The 20,026-nt window shown below is 61.2% G+C and carries 17 protein-coding genes; 13 read left to right on the plus strand and 4 right to left on the minus strand.

The window, feature by feature from the left end; genetic code table 11:
- Positions 1–87 precede the first annotated feature (87 nt).
- The 5 genes from tssI (at position 88) to HS968_RS25350 (ending at position 8,321) form a co-directional block, all read left to right on the plus strand.
- The gene (tssI, locus tag HS968_RS25330; protein ID WP_182369262.1) at positions 88–2,178 is read left to right on the plus strand and encodes a type VI secretion system Vgr family protein; all 2,091 of its coding nucleotides are present in this window, start codon (positions 88–90) and stop codon (positions 2,176–2,178) included.
- On the plus strand, positions 2,175–5,378 hold the full coding sequence (locus HS968_RS25335) for a hypothetical protein (protein WP_182369264.1): 3,204 nt from the start codon (positions 2,175–2,177) through the stop codon (positions 5,376–5,378). The genes tssI and HS968_RS25335 overlap by 4 nt, the downstream gene beginning before the upstream one ends.
- Positions 5,375–6,598, plus strand: a complete 1,224-nt coding sequence (locus tag HS968_RS26460; RefSeq protein ID WP_238338882.1) for a hypothetical protein — start codon at positions 5,375–5,377, stop codon at positions 6,596–6,598. The genes HS968_RS25335 and HS968_RS26460 overlap by 4 nt, the downstream gene beginning before the upstream one ends.
- Before the next feature lie 481 nt (positions 6,599–7,079).
- Complete coding sequence (locus tag HS968_RS25345) at positions 7,080–7,559, plus strand: hypothetical protein (RefSeq protein ID WP_182369266.1); 480 nt, start codon at positions 7,080–7,082, stop codon at positions 7,557–7,559.
- Positions 7,560–7,673: 114 nt separating this feature from the next.
- The gene (locus HS968_RS25350) at positions 7,674–8,321 is read left to right on the plus strand and encodes a hypothetical protein (protein WP_182369268.1); all 648 of its coding nucleotides are present in this window, start codon (positions 7,674–7,676) and stop codon (positions 8,319–8,321) included.
- 200 nt (positions 8,322–8,521) lie between these two features.
- On the opposite strand, the gene HS968_RS25355 is transcribed toward HS968_RS25350, so the two are convergent.
- The 3 genes from HS968_RS25355 to znuA all read right to left on the minus strand — a co-directional run bounded on the left by HS968_RS25355 (position 8,522) and on the right by znuA (position 11,825).
- On the minus strand, positions 8,522–9,223 hold the full coding sequence (locus HS968_RS25355; RefSeq protein ID WP_182369270.1) for a hypothetical protein: 702 nt from the start codon (positions 9,221–9,223) through the stop codon (positions 8,522–8,524).
- A 287-nt stretch (positions 9,224–9,510) separates the two neighbouring features.
- Positions 9,511–10,764 (minus strand): MFS transporter, encoded by a 1,254-nt coding sequence (locus tag HS968_RS25360; protein WP_182369272.1) that lies wholly within the window; start codon positions 10,762–10,764, stop codon positions 9,511–9,513.
- Between the two features lie 122 nt (positions 10,765–10,886).
- Positions 10,887–11,825, minus strand: coding sequence for a zinc ABC transporter substrate-binding protein ZnuA (znuA, locus tag HS968_RS25365; RefSeq protein ID WP_182369274.1), 939 nt, complete (start codon positions 11,823–11,825; stop codon positions 10,887–10,889).
- 66 nt (positions 11,826–11,891) lie between these two features.
- On the opposite strand from znuA, the gene zur reads away from it, so the two are divergent.
- The 7 genes from zur (at position 11,892) to HS968_RS25400 (ending at position 17,645) form a co-directional block, all read left to right on the plus strand.
- On the plus strand, positions 11,892–12,377 hold the full coding sequence (zur, locus tag HS968_RS25370) for a zinc uptake transcriptional repressor Zur (RefSeq protein WP_106738105.1): 486 nt from the start codon (positions 11,892–11,894) through the stop codon (positions 12,375–12,377).
- Complete coding sequence (gene znuC / locus HS968_RS25375) at positions 12,374–13,162, plus strand: zinc ABC transporter ATP-binding protein ZnuC (RefSeq protein WP_182369276.1); 789 nt, start codon at positions 12,374–12,376, stop codon at positions 13,160–13,162. The genes zur and znuC overlap by 4 nt, the downstream gene beginning before the upstream one ends.
- Complete coding sequence (znuB, locus tag HS968_RS25380; RefSeq protein WP_182369279.1) at positions 13,162–13,950, plus strand: zinc ABC transporter permease subunit ZnuB; 789 nt, start codon at positions 13,162–13,164, stop codon at positions 13,948–13,950. The genes znuC and znuB overlap by 1 nt, the downstream gene beginning before the upstream one ends.
- Before the next feature lie 153 nt (positions 13,951–14,103).
- Complete coding sequence (locus HS968_RS25385; protein ID WP_182369281.1) at positions 14,104–14,949, plus strand: PA5502 family lipoprotein; 846 nt, start codon at positions 14,104–14,106, stop codon at positions 14,947–14,949.
- Between the two features lie 185 nt (positions 14,950–15,134).
- Positions 15,135–16,142 (plus strand): methionine ABC transporter ATP-binding protein, encoded by a 1,008-nt coding sequence (locus HS968_RS25390; RefSeq protein ID WP_182369282.1) that lies wholly within the window; start codon positions 15,135–15,137, stop codon positions 16,140–16,142.
- Positions 16,142–16,810, plus strand: coding sequence for a methionine ABC transporter permease (locus HS968_RS25395; RefSeq protein WP_064493588.1), 669 nt, complete (start codon positions 16,142–16,144; stop codon positions 16,808–16,810). Before HS968_RS25390 ends, HS968_RS25395 begins: the two co-directional genes overlap by 1 nt.
- A gap of 64 nt (positions 16,811–16,874) precedes the next feature.
- On the plus strand, positions 16,875–17,645 hold the full coding sequence (locus HS968_RS25400; RefSeq protein WP_182369284.1) for a MetQ/NlpA family ABC transporter substrate-binding protein: 771 nt from the start codon (positions 16,875–16,877) through the stop codon (positions 17,643–17,645).
- A 118-nt stretch (positions 17,646–17,763) separates the two neighbouring features.
- On the opposite strand, the gene HS968_RS25405 is transcribed toward HS968_RS25400, so the two are convergent.
- Positions 17,764–18,657 carry a LysR family transcriptional regulator gene (locus tag HS968_RS25405; RefSeq protein WP_182369286.1) on the minus strand — a complete coding sequence of 298 codons (894 nt, stop codon included), beginning with the start codon at positions 18,655–18,657 and terminating at the stop codon, positions 17,764–17,766.
- 116 nt (positions 18,658–18,773) lie between these two features.
- Between HS968_RS25405 and HS968_RS25410 the strand changes: the two genes are divergently transcribed.
- Positions 18,774–20,021, plus strand: a complete 1,248-nt coding sequence (locus tag HS968_RS25410) for a D-amino acid dehydrogenase (protein WP_182369288.1) — start codon at positions 18,774–18,776, stop codon at positions 20,019–20,021.
- The last annotated feature ends 5 nt before the right edge of the window (positions 20,022–20,026 follow it).

Here is a 20,026-nt window from a genome sequence, read left to right on the forward strand (position 1 = left end):
CGACCGTTGCCAGCACGGCGCGGCCGATTCGGTTACAACCTGGAGCGCGCCACGCGCCCATCATGGAATGATCGAGAGGAACAACGAATGTTCGCCCAGGCCAACCAGACCCATTTCAGTCTCAGCATCGAAGGCGTCGAGCACGACCTGCAGGTGCTCGAGTTCAGCGGGCGCGAGGCGGTCAGCCAGCCTTACGCCTTCGACGTGGAACTGATCAGCGAACGTCCCGACCTCGATCTGGAAAGCCTGCTGCACCAGCGCGCCTTTCTCGCCTTCGACCAGAATGACACCGGCATCCACGGCCTGATCCACCGCATCGCACAAGGCGAGTCCGGCAAGCGCATGACGCGCTACCGACTGACCCTGGTGCCGCAGTTGGCCTACCTGGCTCATCGCACCAACCAGCGAATTTTCCAGCATCTGACGGTGGAGAAGATCATCGGCCAAGTGCTCGAGGAACACGGCATCCAGGCCGACGCTTATCAATTCCAGCTCGGCTCGATCTATCCCGAGCGCGAGTATTGCGTGCAGTACGACGAGAGCGACCTGCACTTCATCCAGCGCCTGTGCGAAGAAGAAGGTATCCACTACCACTTCCAGCACAGCAGCGAGGGTCATGTGCTGACCTTCGGCGACGACCAGACCGCCTTCCCGCGCCTGACACCGTTGGCCTACCAGCAGGACACCGGCCTGGTGGCCGACGACCCGGTGATCAAGCATTTCGGCGTGCGCGTGGAAACCCGTACCAGCCAGGTGACGCGCCGCGACTACGACTTCGAGAAGCCGCGCCTGCAACTGGAAGCCAAGGCCGAAGGCGACGCCCAACCCAAGCTGGAAGACTACGACTATCCCGGCCGCTACACCGACCGCGAACGCGGCAAGCACTTGGCCAAGCGCGCGCTGGAACGGCACCGCCACGACTTCGAGTTGGCACAGGGCGACGGCGACTCACCGACGCTGGTCAGTGGTCACTTCCTCGACCTGAGCGAACATCCACGCCAAGAGTGGAACCAGCTCTGGCTGCTCACCGAAGTCCTTCATGAAGGTAAACAGCCGCAGGTGCTGGAAGAGTCGGTGACCAGCGACACCCAGCCTGCCGACGGTTTCACTCAGGGCTACCGCAACCGTTTCACTGCCACGCCCTGGGACGTGCCCTATCGCCCATCCCTGGCCCATCCAAAACCGCGCATCCTCGGCAGCCAGAGCGCCGTAGTCACCGGCCCGGCTGGCGAAGAGATCCATTGCGACCAATACGGCCGGGTGAAGGTGCAGTTCTTCTGGGATCGCGAGGGCCAGGCGGATGAAAAAACCAGCTGCTGGCTGCGTGTCAGCTCCAGTTGGGCCGGTGACCGCTACGGCGCCATCACCATTCCACGCATCGGCATGGAAGTGCTGGTCACCTTCCTCGAAGGCGACCCCGATCAGCCCCTGGTAACCGGCTGCCTGTATCACGCTGAACACGTGGTGCCTTACGACTTGCCGGCGAACAAGACCCGCAGCGTGTTCAAGACACTCAGCAGCCCTGGCGGTGGCGGCTACAACGAACTGCGCATCGAAGATCGCAAAGGCGCCGAGCAGATCTACGTGCATGCCCAGCGTGACTGGGACGAGAACATCGAGCACGACCAGAAAATCCGCGTCGGCAACGAACGCCACGACACCGTCGAGGCCAACGCCTACAGCCACTTCAAGGCCGAAGAGCACCGCACCACCCACGGCGACCGCAAGACCGAGATCAAGGCCAACGATCACCTCACCGTTGGCGACAGCCAGCACATCAAGCTCGGCAATGGCCAATTCATCAAGGCCGGCCAGGAAATCCACCTCTCCAGCGGCCTGAAAGTCGTACTCGAAGCCGGCAGCGAACTGACCCTCAAAGGTGGCGGCAGCTTCATCAAACTCGACGGCGGCGGCGTGACCCTGGTGGGGCCGGTGATCAAGATCAACTCTGGCGGTGCGCCGGGCAGTGGCTCGGGGGCGGCGCCCATCTTGCCGACATTGCCCAAGCCTGCCGATACCGCACCAGTAGGCGAGAAAACCGGCACTGCCAATATCAACCAGTTGCCGGCTCCAACTGAAAAAGGGGCTACGGGGCCGCAACAATTGATCGTGGACGTCTGGGGTGACCCGGAGCAAGGCGGACAAGTTGAATTGCTCGACCCGGAGGAAGAAGCATGAGCGAGTTGAAGGATCAACCTATCGAGCAAGGTGTTCGCAAGCGTACGGACTATGACAATTCACGCCGTGCCTCTATGGCATTGAATGTACCACGCCAGGACGGTGGCACCTTGCGCATTCCCGTGGAGCAGCAGATGCGTAGCCACGAGGAAGAGGAAAACATTCAACAGAATACCTTTCTCGCCGTTGTTCCCATGGGACGACTGCCAGGCTACGACAAGCTTGGAGAAGCGCCAAAAGGCGCTGTGCTGCGCCCAGGCAGGTTGTATGTTTTTTGTCAAGGCAAACTATGGCGCGAGCTGGAAAGTGACGGTCAGGGTCAGCTATTCGAAGTAGATGTGCCGCACTGGCGCAAAATCGCCAAAGCAGGGGGCGAAGCAGATGAACGTAAACCTGTCGGTGCCAAGCAATACCTGTTGCTGCTGCCAATGTTGTTGCAAGGGCGCTTTGTAGGTGACCAGTATGAAATGGCTTACAGCGAATTGCCCTGGACGTGGGAATACATCGAGTGGCTGGAAGCCAGTAGCGGTCGCATCAAGCAGCGCTGCCAGAATGTCGCGCCGGCATGGTCGGCTGCCGTGGTCGGCCCCGAGCAGTGGAAAGCTACACAAGCCATGCCAATCATCCCACTCACCCGCCTCAGCAAAGGGCTATGTGCTCGCGAGTTGCATTTCGAAACGCTCCTCGAAGATCCACTGATCTACACCTCTGGCCTGACGGAGCTACCGGTCAACTCACTGGTCAACCAATTACAACAACGCCATCAGGAATTGGCTGCCAAGACTCAAGGACCTGCACCAGAGCCATTGCCGCCGTTGCCTGAGAACAAGGATCTACTGAACGAATATCAACTACGTGGCTATCCACGCCTAGTCGGCATCATGCTTCACGACCCAATCTTCGCCCTTCGCCATGCCGTCGCTCAGACCAAGCTATGCACAGAGCTCCTGCAAACACTCAATGCCCTGGTTCCCCATCAGTCGTTTGGTCGTTATGCCGAAGTGCTATATCAGGAAATGCTCACGCCTGCCGGCTCGCTCAAGGAGTTCCGCGACCATGTCGATTTGGCCGCACTCAAGAAGGCCACCCTCCACGACGAGCGGGAACAAGCCCGCGAGCAACTCTACCGCCAACAAGAGCGCTTACTCGCCCTAACGCAACAGCTACAACCTGCCTGGCAGGACTACGTGCATAGCAAGGACGAACGCCTGCTGGAGCCGTATGTGCAACTTGTAGAGCTACTGGAGGTACTGACATGCTCGCCCAAGAGCTGTGATCCTCGCTGCATCGAGCCGGCGGACACCAAGGTCGCCAAAGATGTGGAAAAACTCAGCAAACAACTGGTGCAAGCCACCCATGCGCTGACCCGCGACCTGCTGCCCCAGGCCGATAAGCTTCCCAAAGCCCTGGAGCGCCTGGAGCAGCACCTTGCCAGCGGCCAGCCAATACGCCCCGAGCGCCTCGGCCTCAGCGCCCTCAGCTTCCTAAACGGCGCTTATATCGCCCAGAACATGGCAGCGGCAACTGACGAAGTGCTCAACCATGTGGCGACCGCCACCATGCTAGCGATCAAGCGCATAACAGAAAGCCCGAACGTAACCCAAGTCGAACTGCACCGCAGCTTCCTGCCAACCTTCAAGACCCTCAAGCACCTGCATAGCCAGGCCAAGGGCCTGGAATTGCTACCTCAAGGCAAGGCACTGCTAGAGCATAAAGTGGTATTGGGCGTACACGGTGGCGGTGTCAGCTTCGGTATCACCGCGGCCGAGCGCCTCACCCTAACCCGAAACAACTACTACTACGCCAATCTGACCAATCGAGGCAGAACGGTGGCCACCAGTAGCGCCAAGGCAGCCGAGCGTCTCGGCTTCGCCAGCAAGGATCTGGGCAAGGTCATGGTCGTAGTGGCCGAAGCCAACGATCCATTGGTGGAGGATTTCAGACAGTGGCGCAGCGTTGCACCACGACTAGATACGGCCAAAGCGCTGGCCAATAGCAAAACGATCCCAATACTGGCGACGGTGTGTGCAGCGTATAGTCTTTATGCGAATACAGTTGGGACGAAAGAGTTAATTAATAGTGAAGCATGGAGATTTCGAGTCGGAGCAGGTGGAGCGCTCATTGACCTTGGCTTAGCCGCCAATAATCTTGCGCTGAAACTATTAACGGATGCAAAACGAGGAGCTCATCCTTGGCATGTTTTCTGGGAGCGCGGACGATTTAACACCTCGGGTTTCTGGGCCAAAAACCTGATGAAACGTACGGGCAACCATTGGCTCAACTTATCGCGCATCGGTTCCGCTGCCGCCATGGCTGTCACCGCTACACTATTCGCGTGGGACGCTTACCGTGCTTTTCGTGACGGCGATAACGAAGTTGCCATCGCCAATATGGTGGCCGCCAGCGGCGCGGGAGTATGGGCGCTCTATACCATTGGCATTATCGCCAGTCCCTGGTTGCTCGGTATTGGGGTAACCCTACTGCTGGCCGGCGTAGTCGGCACTGTGCTGATGGCAGCCAGCCCGCTGGAGCAGGCTATCAAGCACGGGCCGTTTGGTCGCCAGCAGCGTCTGGAGCAAATGAATGACCCTCTTCAGGCCTACCAGCAACTGCTCGGTATCATGGGCGCTCCTGTCGTCCGTATCGAACGCATGGCGCAGTGGCGAGAACAAGCCAGCGAAGATGACCGCCAGCGCCTACAAGTGAGCCAGCAGGAGCAGCGTGTCGTACTCAGCACAGAAGATTGGGCAGTGGAGATTGCCAGCCCACTGCTCGGCCAGTTTCGTAATGGCCTGGATTTCAACCTGCTTGCCTGGGAGCGCCTGCGCACCCGTAGCCATTTTTCAGGCTGGAACAACCAGCGCCCCATCAAGATCGATAAGGAGAAGCTGGGAGCGGTGCTGCTGAAAGACAACCGCCTACTGTTCGTGTTGCCGGCCATGCACCAGATGATCGCCCAACGCGATCCACGCCGTAATCTGCAAACCATCCAATACGGCCTGAAGGTCTGCGCTCAATTCCACCTGGGGGAAGCCATGTGCTATGCCAACGACCCCTTCCCCGGCTATAACCGCATCACCCTGCCGCAACCCACGCCACGTCAATGGCAGCCCTACTCCCCAGGCTTGCCTGCCGATCTGGAAACCCGTGTTGAAGCCGCTTACTGGCTGATCAGCAAACGAGACTTCGCCGACCAATGAATGCGCCTGCCCCATCTGATCACTACGCCCCGTCCGCCTACCGCAGCACGGCTATCCCTGCCCAGCCGCCACACAAATGGCCGCAGGATGCCAACCGCAACGGCCCCACTCGCACACCACTGCGCTGGGGACACTATGCCCATCTGGAGCCCTGGCAGGATATCGATGCACAACTTCAACCCGGTATGCGTAACTTCCTCGATGGCAAGGGAGAGGACGATCTTTATATCAACCATAAACGCTGGAAATTCGAAAACTCCAGCAAGTGGATGATCTTGATCCCATATTTAAAATGGTGGTCGATTTTATTTGCTCCATGGTTTTTTTGGATGCTTACCATTCCAACACCCAGTTTTAGCAATGAGTCATTAAAAATCACAGCCGAAATCATACTGGTTTTTCTTTCCATATGCATGATAGGTGTGAGTAGTTGGCTTATGTGGCGAGACACACCAAAATCCAGAGCTTATCTGGCCCAAGTAGGAATCGGCTTTTTTATTGCACTTACTGCATCAATACTGACATTCCAAACGTCCCAGCATGGAGCAAATTTGTTTTTGGCCTGCGCAGCCATGGCCTTCAGCGTCTTTATGGGGCTGATCGGCTGGGATTACCTGCAGGATCTTTATTTGCGTCTCTTTGCCCATGATGGCAGTGGTTTCAATCGTCAGACCGGCATGCTCACCATAGGTCGCTTTTGGCGCAAACCCTTCTCGGCGCCACTCTACGAGTTCGACGCCACCCTGGAATTTCGTCCAGGTTCTCATGGCAACAGCGGTTTCGCCATCTGGTTGCATCACCGTTACTGTGATGTCCAGGTCGCACTGGGCGGCAAGCTCCAGTCGCTGGGCATGAATCTCGAAGAATCCCTGGCATTTTGGGACAGCTTGCAGCGCTACATGGACGCCACCCAGCCCCTGCCGGATCTGCCTCTACTCGAACAGTTTCGCCACTTGGATCCGGTTACCGCTGCCCATGATCAACAGCAAGGCCGCCCACCCCGTCGCTGGCGTGACATGCCCTATCGTGCGTGGGAGCGTCGTGGCAGGGCCGAGACCATGGCCCGTAATCGCGACCACAAATGGCAACAGCAGCCCTGCATCCTGCAGGCAAAGATCGATCCCCGCCTGAGCATCGAAGCCTATTACCGCAGCCAGGAAGCCAGGGGCATAACAGCCACTCCCAAAGCCGATGACTTCGATGCCGTTCATCGAGGGTAGGGGAAGCACATCAGTCGTAATTTGCCCGATAGCCGCGAACTGTATATGAACACACCACCAGCCAGATAATGGACGGGGAATCTGCGTGACAGCACGCCTGCATCATGAATGGCGAGTACGCGCACAATTGCGCTTGGCACTAGATAGCGGTGAAAAGGACTGCCGTCCTGGTGCGCTACTCTGACTCTTCCACGCCCCGTTGCCAGTAGACCCGCTGCGTTAAGATTCTGAAAATCACGCTAAACCGGATTATCACGAAAAGTGACAGATTATTTTCCACCACAAAAAAGAGGTACTACAGTTTAAAAAACAATAGAAAAATACAATACTGATATGGCGTCTTTTTTACAAACACCTAACTATTCCCCTTGCAGGTACCTAATGCGCACACAAGGGAGCAATCCCTTACTAACTGCAGCGGCACGTTAAATAGACACACAAATTAACTCCCAAAAACAATATATCATCACAAGGAAGAATCATGTCACAAGCAACTTGGAACCCTGCACAATATCTCAGCGTCATGTCCTGGACTACGTTCAGCACAATGATAACGAGCTTCCTACTCGCGCTTATCTTCTTTCCCATTGCTAATTTTGGAGCTTATCTAGTCGGCTGGCCCCTCGGGTTATCCATTACCGCCAATATCATTCTATTCATTGCCTCTTCACTCGCACGACGCGATCAATATGTAAGCGTCTCTTTGACAGCCGAGGGAATTCGATACGCTGACGAATCCGAGTCCTACCGTCGCAACGAACTTCTTCGCGCCAGTGATATCAAGAAGATTCGCATTCGACGCAATCCATTCTTCAAGTCACTGACGATCGACATGAAGGAAGACAATCAACGCTTCTTTCTGAGTAATGCGTCTCTCACGGAGAATTTTCTGGCGGAAGCCAACGCGCTCATCAACCAGGCAGCGGACAACTCGCCACAAACTGGCCTGCAAAAGGCGTAAGTAGCAAAGAGGAAGGCGACCGAGCATTGCACTGCCAGAGCGCACTGATCTCATAGTCACAACCAGTGCGGTACACCGTTTTTCGGGTTCCCCCTCGCACGGCCACATAGCGCTATGAATGCACTGATAAAGGTTTTCCCGGATAGCATTTTCACCGTCGATGACGCGGGTGGTGTTTCGATGATCGAACGCCACTCTGCTACGTCCATGACCCATGTGTTGAGATGGGGCTGGTTAGTACTTCTTCTGGCTTTTATTGCGTCATGCCGAGTCGACGTTGCAGGACTTACGGTCACATTATTCTGCTTGATGTTGGGATATCCGCTCATTGTGCTGGTAATCGCGAACTGGATATTTCCCGACACCACCTACGAAGCTCACTTCGACGCTGAGGGGCTTCATCTGGCCATCGGCCATGCGCAAGACCTGACGGTCCATGCCAGTATTTTCGTTCCTTACCGGGAGATCACTGAACTGGTGACTCTTGACCATTATCGAGATCTGGGCCGATACGGCACCACATGGTTTCGTAGCTACATCATCAAAACAAAAGTGCCATACGGCAAAAAGCCTTACCTGCAGATCAATACCAAGCGCAGTGCGGAGTCGGTGCATTCCGTTTTGAACAGGGTCGCTAAACTGCCTGCGGCACAACACATCCGCATACCACCGATGATTACCATTGGCGATCCGCCCTTCAGCCCAGCAAGAAGGCGCGAACAACGCGAAGAGCGTGAGAGGCGTCTACGCGGAGAGGTGTAATGGCTGGAGAGCACAAAGCTGCCAACGGACAGAACCCGGCTTAGGTGGCGAAGTCCAGTCTCAGTGGAGCCTTCCGCCAGCGCGACCTGCAACGCCTCCGTCATCGAGCTATTTGCCGAGGTACGAAACGAGCTCCATCAGGAGTGGCTTCATGCCGAACATACGTCAACACAAGGCCTTGGCCAGCCTCCTGATGGCACCTACGCATCCACCTGCTCATTGCCAATCGGCAACTTCAGACGTTCGAGCCGGTGGCTGGCAGCCTTCAGCGTGAGCTGACCGTCCAGAAAACTTGGCCCATAGATGCTCGCGTCTATATGAGCATGCTGCGGGTGGGCCAGGCACGTGGCTGGGGAAAAGCTCATCCGACGACCAGTCTTCAGCAGCAGTAACAGGTCGCGCGGACGACTGTCCTTGGAGTAGAAGCTGTGTTGCTGCAAGCCGAGCATGCGAAGGCGGAAAGCTGCATCGGGTGTACCGTTGCGATCCAGCCGCAGTAGATCGAGCTGGAGGCCATCGGCCAGCTCGGTTCTGTTCAGAACCTCCACATACTCAAGGTTCAGCAGCAATTGCAGCACGGCATTCAGCGGCTCCTCTGGCAGCGGCCTGAAAAATTCACAACCTGCGAGCCAGAGCATGCGCAAAGCGAGATAGCCAAAGAGTATGCCGATAATCAGGCTTAACAGCACATGCCTGTTGACGCTCCCCTGATCGCAGGACCGCGTTCCGCGCATGCCGCGAGCGGCCTGAGTAACGCAGCCACCGGCGTCACGCGCTGGCTCAAAGGCCAGCCACAAGAAACTCATGCTTATCGCCGTCATTATCAGCAGTACCAGCATGAATGTGCCGCTGCCGCTGGACGTCAGTCGGCCCCAGCGTTCGCCGATCCTGAGCTTCAACATGCAGCCGAGCTCTGTTTGCGCAGCGCGGTCAGTGGTGTGCCGCGACAGTAGCGAGCCAGCCGAATTTCCAGGGTGGCGAGCAGGAGAAGAGAGAGGATCAATCGGTTATTCATGAAACATCCTTGTTGAATCAGTTGTCCGTTTAGCCTAGGCAGGCCCGTCAGGACGTATCTCAAAGCGCTATACGAACATATCTCACGCAAGGCATGCGGCCCAAACTCAGGTCACGACTATGCGAATCTCGTCATATCAGAGCTCAAGCGGGGCCCTGACCGAATGCATGCAGACTAGTGCTGCGCTTGTTGAACCATCTTGCGGCCATGCGGAATCAACAACATCAAAACCAGCATCCCCAACACTCCCGCCCCAACGAACAACCCCTCATACCCCAACGCCTTGGCCAGCACCCCGCTGCTGGCCCCAACGAAACCGGACAGCAGCAACTGCGCCGAGGCCTGCAGGGTGAAGTCGGCGCCTTCGTGTTCCGGGCGGCACATGCGCATCATGGCGGCGAACAGGGCGACAGTGGACATGCCATCGGCCACCTGTTCAAACAGGGTCACGGCATAGACCAGACCGGTGTTGGCGCCTTGCCCCACCAGCAGCGCCAGGGCGGCGATGCCGATGGCTTGCAGGGTACCGAACAGGATCAGTGCACGCAGCACGCCGATACGTGCGTAGACCAGGCCGCCCAGCAAGGCGCCGCCGATGCCGGCCAGACTGCTGATCAGGGTCAGCTGGCCAAGCTCTGCGGTACTCCAGCCCTGATCCACCAGCATCGGTTTGATCATCGGCGAACCCAGCGAATCGCCCAGCTTGAAGGTCAGCACTACCGCCAGCCACAGCAACATACCGGGCTGCGCCAGCAGTCCGCGGTAGTGGCTCAGCAGCAAGCGCGGACCGAGGGCGGTTTCCGCCAGGACCGGCTGGAACGGCAACACCCGACGCTCGGGGAACAACCAGATCGGCACGGTCATCAGCAGGATCAGGCCAGCCACCAGACCGACCGCCAGGTTCCAGCCCAACGGGTCGATCACCAGCAGCAGGCCGCTGCCACTGACGATCATGCCAACCTTGTAGCCGCCCACCTGCAGGCTATTGCCCAGGCCGCGCCAGCGCTCCGAAAGCAGGCGCACGGTAAGGCCGTCGGTAGCCACATCCTGAGTGGAGGCCAGCAGGTTGATCAGCAGCAGCAAGCCGAGCAGCCACCACAGGCCTTCACTAAACAGCGTCTGTGGTGCCAGCAGCGCCAGCACGGCCACACAGACAATCACTCCGCTTTGCAGCGGCAGGATCCAGCCACGATGGTGGCCCAGGCGCCTTGATGCCAGGCGGTCGATCCAGGGCGCCCAGAACACTTTCAGCAGCCAGGGTAACGCCAGCAGTTTGAGCAGGCCGATCAGGGCCAGATCTACGCCATGCTGACGCAGCAACACTGGCAACGAGTGAGCGATCAACCCGGAAGGCAAGCCCTGAGCGCAGTACAACGACGCCAGCAGCACCAGCGTGGCGTTGGACGGGCGAGGTGCAGTTGGCGACATGGCGAGCGCTCGCGGCAAAAGCGCAAGCCTAGTAGTTTGCCCCCGCGAGCGGCAACGTGAGGATGGTTACAGTTCGTAGGATGGCGTGTACCGACCGTTGCCTGCGGTGCGCGTGGCACACCCTACAGATTACTGAGGCACTGCGTCAGGCCGGAGGCCAAATTCTCCAGCAGTTGCTCGTAACCGCTGGCGTTGACCGGCAAGGTGCCGCCCAAGGCATCGAGTTCGGCTAACTTGACCGGCAGACCGGCCGTAAGGGTTTCGGCCAGACGCGGGCGCAGCGGCGGCTCGCTGAATACGCAGCTCGGCCCGGCCTGCTGCAGGGTCTTGCGCATCGCAGCGACATGACGCGCGCCGGGTTGCACTTCGGTCAGCACGCTGAATACACCGGCATGCTTGAGGCCGTAGACGGCTTCGAAGTAATCGAACGCTTCATGGAAGACGAAATACGGCTTGCCTTGCAAGGCTGTCAATTGTGGGCGGATGCGGCCATCGAGCGCATCCAGGCGCGCCTCGAAGGCTTTCAGGTTGGCGGCATAACGCGCAGCGTTGGCAGCATCCAGCTTGGCCAGATCGGCAGCCATGCGCGCCGCGATCACACGGGCATTGTCCGCAGCCAGCCACAGGTGGGCATCCAGGCTGCCGGGACGGTGGTCGTGGTCATGACCCAGCTCGTCAGCAGTATGCGCGTGCTCATCAGCATGCTCGTCGTGATCATGCTCGTCATGGCTGTCGCCAAAATGACGCAGGGTCATGCCAGGCAGATCCTGCACCGCCACCTGCGGCTTGTCGCGGCTGCCCAGCACACGCGGGAGGAAGGCTTCCATGTCCGGGCCGATCCAGTACAGCAAGTCGGCATCGCGCACGCGGCGTACATCGGACGGTCGCAGCGCGTAATGATGTGGCGAGGCGCCGGGCGGCAGCAGCACCTCGGGCTCGCCGACACCATCCTGCACCGCTGCGGCGATCAGTTGCAGCGGCTTGATGCTGGTGAGCAGGCGCACCTCGGCCTGGGCATTGGCGATGAAAAGCAGGGCAAGCAGACAGAAAAGACGCGACACGGGGCATACTCGGACGGGATTGAACGGGTAATATAATAACGTCTCTCACCAGCGCCGTCCTTGCCCATGACCGACATGCCCCTGGCTTCACGCCCCCACGACCATTCCCGCTGCGTCAGCCATGCCCTGGCCGAGGCCGAGGCCATCTGTACCCGTCAGGGTCTGCGCCTGACCGCCTTGCGCAAGCGTGTGCTCGAGCTGGTATGGGCCAGCCACAAGCCGCTGGGCGCATACGACATCCTCGGCGTGCTGAGTGACGAGGATGGCCGCCGCGCCGCGCCGCCGACGGTGTACCGCGCGCTGGACTTTCTTCTGGAAAACGGCCTGGTGCATCGCATCGCCTCGCTCAATGCCTTCGTCGGCTGCAGCCATCCGGAACATGCGCACCAGGGCCAGTTCCTGATCTGCCGCAGTTGCCATGCGGCCATCGAACTGGAACAGCCGGCCATCAGTCAGGCCATCGTCGACGGCGCCGCAGGCGTCGGTTTCAGCGTGGAGAGCCAGACCGTCGAAGTCGTCGGCCTCTGCGCCGGTTGCAAGGCAGCAGCATGAACGACGCCCTGATCCGTCTCGACGGAGTCGCGGTCAGCTTCAACGGCCAGGCTGTGCTGGATGACGTGCAGCTCAGCGTACAGCCCGGCGAGATCGTTACCCTGATCGGCCCCAACGGCGCCGGCAAGACCACCCTGGTGCGCGTGGTACTCGGCCTGCTGCAACCGGAACACGGTAACGTGCGCCGCGCACCGCGCCTGCGCATCGGCTACATGCCGCAGAAACTGCATGTCGATGCCACCCTGCCGCTGTCGGTGCTGCGCTTCCTGCGCCTGGTGCCGGGAGTGGATCGCAAACGCGCACTGGCAGCACTGGCCGAGGTCGGCGCCGAGCAGGTGATCGACAGCCCGCTGCAGAGCATTTCCGGTGGCGAGATGCAGCGCGTGCTGCTGGCCCGCGCCCTGCTGCGCGAGCCGCAACTGCTGGTGCTCGACGAGCCGGTACAAGGCGTCGACGTCGCCGGCCAGGCCGAGTTGTACCGACTGATCTCACGGCTACGCGAGCGCCATGGCTGCGGCGTGTTGATGGTGTCGCACGACCTGCATCTGGTGATGAGCGCCACCGATCAGGTGGTCTGCCTCAACCGCCATGTGTGCTGTTCCGGTCACCCGGAGCAGGTCAGCGGCGACCCGGCCTTCATCGAGCTGTTCGGTCAGGATGCCAAGAGCCTGGCCGTCTATCACCACCATCACGACCACGATCACGACCTGCATGGCGGCGTGGTCAAGCCCGGCCTGACCATCCACGGCCCGGCCCACGTTCACGGCCCTGGTTGCAAGCACTGATGCCCGATTTTCTTCTCAACGCCCTGCTCGCCGGCCTGACGCTGGCCCTGGTGGCCGGCCCACTCGGCTCCTTCGTCGTGTGGCGGCGCATGGCCTATTTTGGCGACACCCTGTCCCATGCCGCCCTGCTCGGCGTGGCGCTGGGACTGATGCTCGACGTCAGCCCAACCCTCACCGTGACCGTCGGCTGCGTGCTGCTGGCTGTGCTGCTGGTGACCCTGCAACAGCGCCAGCCGCTGGCCTCCGACACCCTGCTCGGCATCCTCGCCCACAGCACGCTGTCACTGGGCCTGGTGGCGTTGAGCTTCATGCACGACGTGCGCATCGACCTGATGAGCTACCTGTTCGGCGACCTGCTCGCCGTCAGCCCTACCGATCTGGCCTGGATCATGGGTGGTAGCGCGCTGGTGCTGGCAGCGCTGGCCTGGCTGTGGCGCCCCCTGCTGGCAATCACGGTGCATGAAGAGTTGGCGCGGGTCGAAGGCCTGCCGGTGGCAGCAATTCGCCTGGCGTTGATGCTGTTGATCGCCGTGGTGATCGCCGTGGCGATGAAGATCGTCGGCGTGCTGCTGATCACCTCCTTGTTGATCATCCCGGCCGCTGCTGCCCAGCGCCATGCACGCACACCGGAGCAGATGGCGATAGGTGCCAGCCTGCTCGGCCTGGTGGCCGTGTGTGCAGGGCTTAGCCTGTCCTGGTATCAGGACACCCCAGCCGGGCCATCCATCGTGGTCAGCGCCGCCGCGCTATTTCTGGCCAGCTTCGCGTTGCCCAAGCGCAACACCTGATGGCGCGCTCTGCGTAGTCCGGATGCAATCCGGGAATGCTCCACCACGTTTTCCCCGGATTGCATCCGGGCTACGGCGCGACCGATCGAGGTGAAATCAGCGATACGAACCTGTATGATTGCGCGTTTTTTGCACAATTCGAGACGCGTAGTCATGAAGTCGTTCGCTTTTCGTGGTCTTCCTCTTTTTCTGGTTCTGCTGCTGGTCGGCTGCCAGAACACACCGTCGCACAGCGTGCCGCCGGTCGATGATCTGGTCATCGCCTTCCGCCAGCTCGACCTGAGCCTGGCCGAAGAACGCCTTGACGATGCGCGCGGCCAACTCAGCGCGCTGCAGCAACGCGCCAGCCGCGACACGCGCCTGGAGCAGTACCAACGCCAACTGGCCGAAGCCTACATGCAGCAAGGCCAGGAAGCGCTGCAGCAGGGTGATCTGGATCGCGCTGCGCAGGCGCTGGGCCAGGCCCGCAGCCTGATGCCGCAAGCCCCAGCCCTGAGCCATGACCTCAACCAGGCCATCGACAGCGCCCGCGCTGCCCGCCAGGCAGCTGCCGAGCAGCAGGCCCGCGAAGCGGCCGCCAAGCTCGATGCCGAGCGCCTGGAACAACTGCGCCAGCAACGCCTGGCCAGTGAACGCCAGGCCGCGACCAAGGCAGCAACCGCCCCGACAGCGGCGAGCCAGCCGACGCCCGTGGTCGAGAGCACACCCAAAGCACGCCTGATCGACCCAAGCGCCGCCACCAGCGTCGTGGCGTTGCCTATGCTGGACAGCCAGGACAACGAAAACCTGCGCCGCCTGCTCGACGGCGTAGCCGCCGATGTCGTGACCTTTCGCTGTGCGGTGCGCATCGAAGTGCGCGAGGCCAAGGATTACCCCTGGGTCGCGGCGCTGCTCTCGGCGCGGATCAAGAAGCTCGACCCGAGCTTCCGTCCGCAGCTGAGCCAGAAGATCGCGCCACAACAAGTACCGCGCCTGCTGTTGAGCCCACAACGCAACTGAGGAAGGGCACTCGTACTACCGCTGATCGGTAATGCCATTTTGTAATAAACATAGGCCTACAAAGATTTTCTCGGCCTAAACACTGCCGGGTAAACTAGCGCACTTTTGCGCCCTACCCGGCGCTCGATGGCCGGCTCGACAACCCTCTGGAGCCGGCGACTGAACACACCCAAAAGGTCGTTCGCGTGATCCAGTTTCAATCCGTCCACAAGGCCTACCGCGTCGCAGGCCGCGAGATTCCGGCACTGCAGCCCACCACGCTGCAGGTCGGCAGCGGCCAGGTGTTCGGCATCATCGGCCATTCCGGCGCCGGCAAGAGCACCCTGCTGCGCCTGATCAACCGCCTGGAAGAACCCTCCGGCGGTCGCATCGAGATCGACGGCGTCGATGTCACCGCCCTCGATGCCAATGGCCTGCGCCGCTTCCGCCAGCAGGTCGGGATGATCTTCCAGCACTTCAACCTGCTGTCATCGAAAACCGTCGCCGACAACATCGCCATGCCGCTGCGCCTGGCCGGCGAACTGAGCCGTGCCGAAATCGACGCCCGCGTCGCCGAGCTGCTGGCCCGCGTCGGCCTGCAGGATCACGCCACCAAATACCCGGCACAACTCTCCGGCGGGCAGAAACAGCGCGTCGGCATCGCCCGTGCGCTGAGCACGCGACCGAAGATACTGCTGTGCGACGAGGCCACCAGCGCCCTCGACCCACAGACCACCACCGCCGTGCTGCACCTGCTGGCCGAGATCAACCGCGAACTGGGCCTGACCATCGTGCTGATCACCCACGAGATGGACGTGATCCGCCGTGTCTGCGACCGCGTGGCGGTGATGGATGCCGGCGTCATCGTCGAAGAGGGCCCGGTGGCCGAGGTGTTCCTGCACCCGCAACACCCGACCACACGACGTTTCGTGCAGGAGTCCGAGCACGTCGACGAAGCCGAACAGCGTGATGACTTCGCCCATGTCGAAGGCCGCATCCTGCGCCTGACCTTCCAGGGCGACGCCACCTATGCGCCGCTGCTGGGCACCGTGGCCCGTGAAACCGGAGTGGACTACAGCATCCTCGCCGGGCGCATCGACCGCATCAAGGACACTCCCTACGGCCAGCTCACCCTGGCCCTGACCGGTGGCGACATTGACGCCGCGCTGGCGCGCTTCGGCGCCGCCGACGTGCATCTGGAGGTACTGCGCTGATGCTCGAACAACTGCTGCCCAACGTGTTCTGGCCGGAAATCTGGCAGGCCAGCCTCGACACCCTGAACATGCTGCTCGGCTCGATGCTGTTCACCGTACTGCTCGGCCTGCCCCTCGGCGTGCTGCTGTTTCTTACCGGCCCGCGCCAGCTGTTCGAGCAGTCGGCGCTGTACGGCGCACTGTCGCTGGTGGTGAACATCCTGCGCTCGGTGCCCTTCGTCATCCTGCTGATCCTGATGATTCCCTTCACCGAGCTGCTGGTCGGCACCTCGCTGGGCGTCGCCGGCGCCATCCCGCCATTGGTGGTGGGTGCCACGCCGTTCTTCGCGCGCCTGGTGGAAACCGCCCTGCGTGAAGTGGAGCGCGGCATCATCGAGGCGACCCAGGCGATGGGCGCCACCACCTGGCAGATCATCACCCGCGCGCTGCTTCCCGAGGCGTTGCCCGGCCTGCTCGCGGCCACCACCGTCACCGCGATTACCCTGGTGTCCTACACCGCCATGAGCGGCCTGATTGGCGGCGGCGGCCTCGGCGACCTGGCGGTACGCTACGGCTACCAGCGCTACCAGCCGGACGTCATGGCCGTGACAGTGATCCTGCTGCTGATCCTGGTACAGGTGCTGCAGATGGTCGGTGATCGACTGGTCGTACATTTTTCTCGTAAGTGATGATGAAAAGCGGCGACTCGCCACCCGCGAGACCCGCACCAACCTTCCCAAAAGGAACCTTGATATGAAGAAACTGCTGACTGTCATCGCCGCCTGCGCGGCCTTCTCGGCCCAGGCCGCAACCCTCAACGTCGCCGCCACCCCGGTGCCGCACGCGGAGATCCTCGAGTTCGTCAAACCGGCCCTGGCCAAAGAAGGCGTGGAGCTGAAGGTGCGTGTGTTCACCGACTACGTGCAGCCCAACCTGCAAGTGCAGCAGGGCAACCTGGACGCCAACTTCTTCCAGCACCAACCGTACCTGGACGAGTTCAATGCCAGCCGTAAGACCGATCTGGTCAGCGTTGCCGGCGTGCATGTCGAGCCCTTCGGCGCCTACTCCAGCAAGATCAAGAACCTGAGCGAGCTGCCGCAAGGCGCCACCGTGGCCATCCCCAACGATGCCACCAACGGCGGCCGCGCCCTGCTGCTGCTGCAGAAAGCCGGCGTGATCAAACTCAAGCCGGAAGCCGGCATCCTCGCCACGCCGAAGGACATCGTCGAGAACCCGAAAGCGATCAAGGTGCGTGAGCTGGAAGCGGCCACCCTGCCGCGCGTGCTGAGCCAGGTCGACCTCGCCCTGATCAACACCAACTACGCCCTGGAAGCCAAGCTGAACCCGACCCAGGACGCCCTGGCCATCGAAGGCAGCGACTCGCCGTACGTCAACATCCTGGTCACCCGCGCCGACAACAAGGACAGCGATGCCGTGCAGAAGCTGGTCAAGGCCCTGCACAGCGCCGAGGTGAAGCAGTTCATCGAAGAGAAGTACAAAGGCGCAGTGGTGCCGGCGTTCTGATCGCCTTCGCCCCAACGAAAACCCCGCCAACAGGCGGGGTTTTCGTTTGGCCCTCTCCGTAGGGTGCGCCATGCGCACCTTGCAGGCAGCGCGTATTCCCTGGTGCGCACGGCGCACCCTACCCCATCAACCCCGCCGCCTCCTTGCTCAGCTCTTCCAGCAGGCCTTCCAGCGCTTCGCTGGTGCCTTCATCCGGACGCGTCAGTGCGTAGAACTTGACCGGCAACATCGGCCGCAACGCCCGCACCTGGATCGGTGCCCCCGGCCCATAACCGGTCAGCGGGTCGACCACCGCCAAGCCCAACCCTTCGGCGACCAGCGAGCGCGCCAGCAGCCAGGTCTGCACGCGGGCGACCACCTGCGGTGGCTGCGGCGCTTCGCCGAGATGATGATCGAGCAGGCTGCCCAGCGCATCGCGGGTATCCAGCGCCAGCAGCGGTTCGCCGCCCAGTTCCTGAATATCCAGCGGCTCGTCCAGGCTGTGGATCGGCCAGTGGCCAGGCGGCGCAATGACCACCATCTGCCCCTGCGCCAGGGTGCGCATGCTCAGACCGGCATGCTTGGGATCCTGCAACGTCAGCGCCAGATCACTCTCGTGCAGCAGCAGATTCTCCACCAGCTCCGGGGTGTGGTGAGTCGCCAGCTCGTAGGGCACGCCCGGAAAGCGCTTCATCCAGCGCGGAATAACCTTGGGTAATAGGGATTGTGCCAGGCTCGGTGTCGCCACCACCCGCAAGCTGCGCGCGCTCTGCTGACGCAGCCCACCAGCCAGACGCCGGGCGCGCTGCAGCTCCTCGAATACCCGCGCCGTGGACTGCTCAAGGATTCGCGCTTCCGGGGTAGGCAACAATTGACCACGCACCCGCTTGAACAGGGTGAAGCCCAGCTGCGCCTCGGCGTGCTGTAGCGCTTTGCTCGCCGCCGGCTGAGAGACATTGAGCAGGCTGGCGGCGCCGGTCACCGAACCGGTCTGCAGGATCGCCTGGAAGATTTCGATATGGCGCAGGCGCACGGCGCAACCCTCAAGAACATAACCAAAGGTAATACTCTAGAGCCATCTATTCATTGGTTCCAGCCTGCGAGGCGCCGCTACAGTCCGACGCATGTTTCATTGTTCGAGGCTGTGACATGTCCAAGCAGGTTGCCATCATTGGCGGTGGCGTCATCGGGATGGCCAGTGCCTATGCACTGGTGCGCGCCGGGCATCAGGTAACCCTGATCGAGGCGCAGACCCAGCCTGGCCTGGAGACCAGCTTCGCCAACGGCGGCCAGCTCAGCTACCGCTACGTGTCGCCGCTGCCGGATGCCGGCGTGCCGCTGAAAGCCATCGCCTGGATGCTGCAGGGCGCCAGCGCGCCCTTGCAGTTCCGCCCGCGCCTGTCGACCGATCAGTGGCAGTGGTGCCTGAACTTCCTCGCTGCCTGCCGCCGTTCGGTGAACCAGCGCAACGGCGGTCACCTGCTGCGCCTTGCCCTTTACAGCCAGGCGGTACTGCAACAGTGGCGCGAGCAGGATGGCCTCGACGGCTTCGCCTGGAAGCGCAACGGCAAGCTGGTGGTCTATCGCTCGCAAGCAACCTTCGCTACTGCAGCCGGCAAGATTGCCGAAGGCGATGAACAACGAGCGCTCTCGGTCGACGAATGCCTGGCGCTGGAGCCCGCGCTGACCGATGTGGCCGACAAGCTGGCGGGCGGCATCTTCAGCGCATCCGACGAAGCTGCCGACTGTTTCCTGTTCTGCCAGGCACTGGAGCAGCGCCTGCAAGCCAGCGTCCGTTACTGGCGCCTGCGCGATCAGGTAACCGGCACCCACCACGAAGGTTCTCGCATCAAGGCCCTGACCCTGGCCAACGGCTCGGAGCTGGAAGCGGACGAGTTCATCCTCGCCGCCGGTAACGGCAGCCAGGCCATCGCCGCACCGCTGGGCATCAAGCTGGGACTCTATCCGCTCAAGGGCTACAGCCTGTCGCTGCCTGCCGCCAACGGCGATGGCTGCCCGCAGATCAGCGTCACCGATTTCGACCGCAAGACGGTCTACGCCCGCCTCGGCGGCCAGCTTCGAGTGGCCGCCATGGTCGACATTGGTGCTCATGACAATCAAGTCGACCCACGGCGCATGCAGGCGCTACGCGCCAATTGCGAAGAAACCTTTCCCCGCGCCGGCCGTTACGCCGAAGCGCGCGAGTGGGCCGGCCAGCGCCCGTCCACCGCCACCGGCACGCCGCTACTGGGCGCTACACCTTACGACAATTTCTGGCTCAACGTCGGCCACGGCAGCCTCGGTTTCACCCTGGCCTGCGCCAGCGGACAGATTCTCGCCGAACTGATCGGCGGCGCAGCCAGCCCCATCGACCTGACCGGCCTGCGTGCCGGTTGAACCTT

The sequence above is a fragment of the Pseudomonas berkeleyensis genome, assembly GCF_014109765.1.
GTDB lineage: Bacteria > Pseudomonadota > Gammaproteobacteria > Pseudomonadales > Pseudomonadaceae > Aquipseudomonas > Aquipseudomonas berkeleyensis.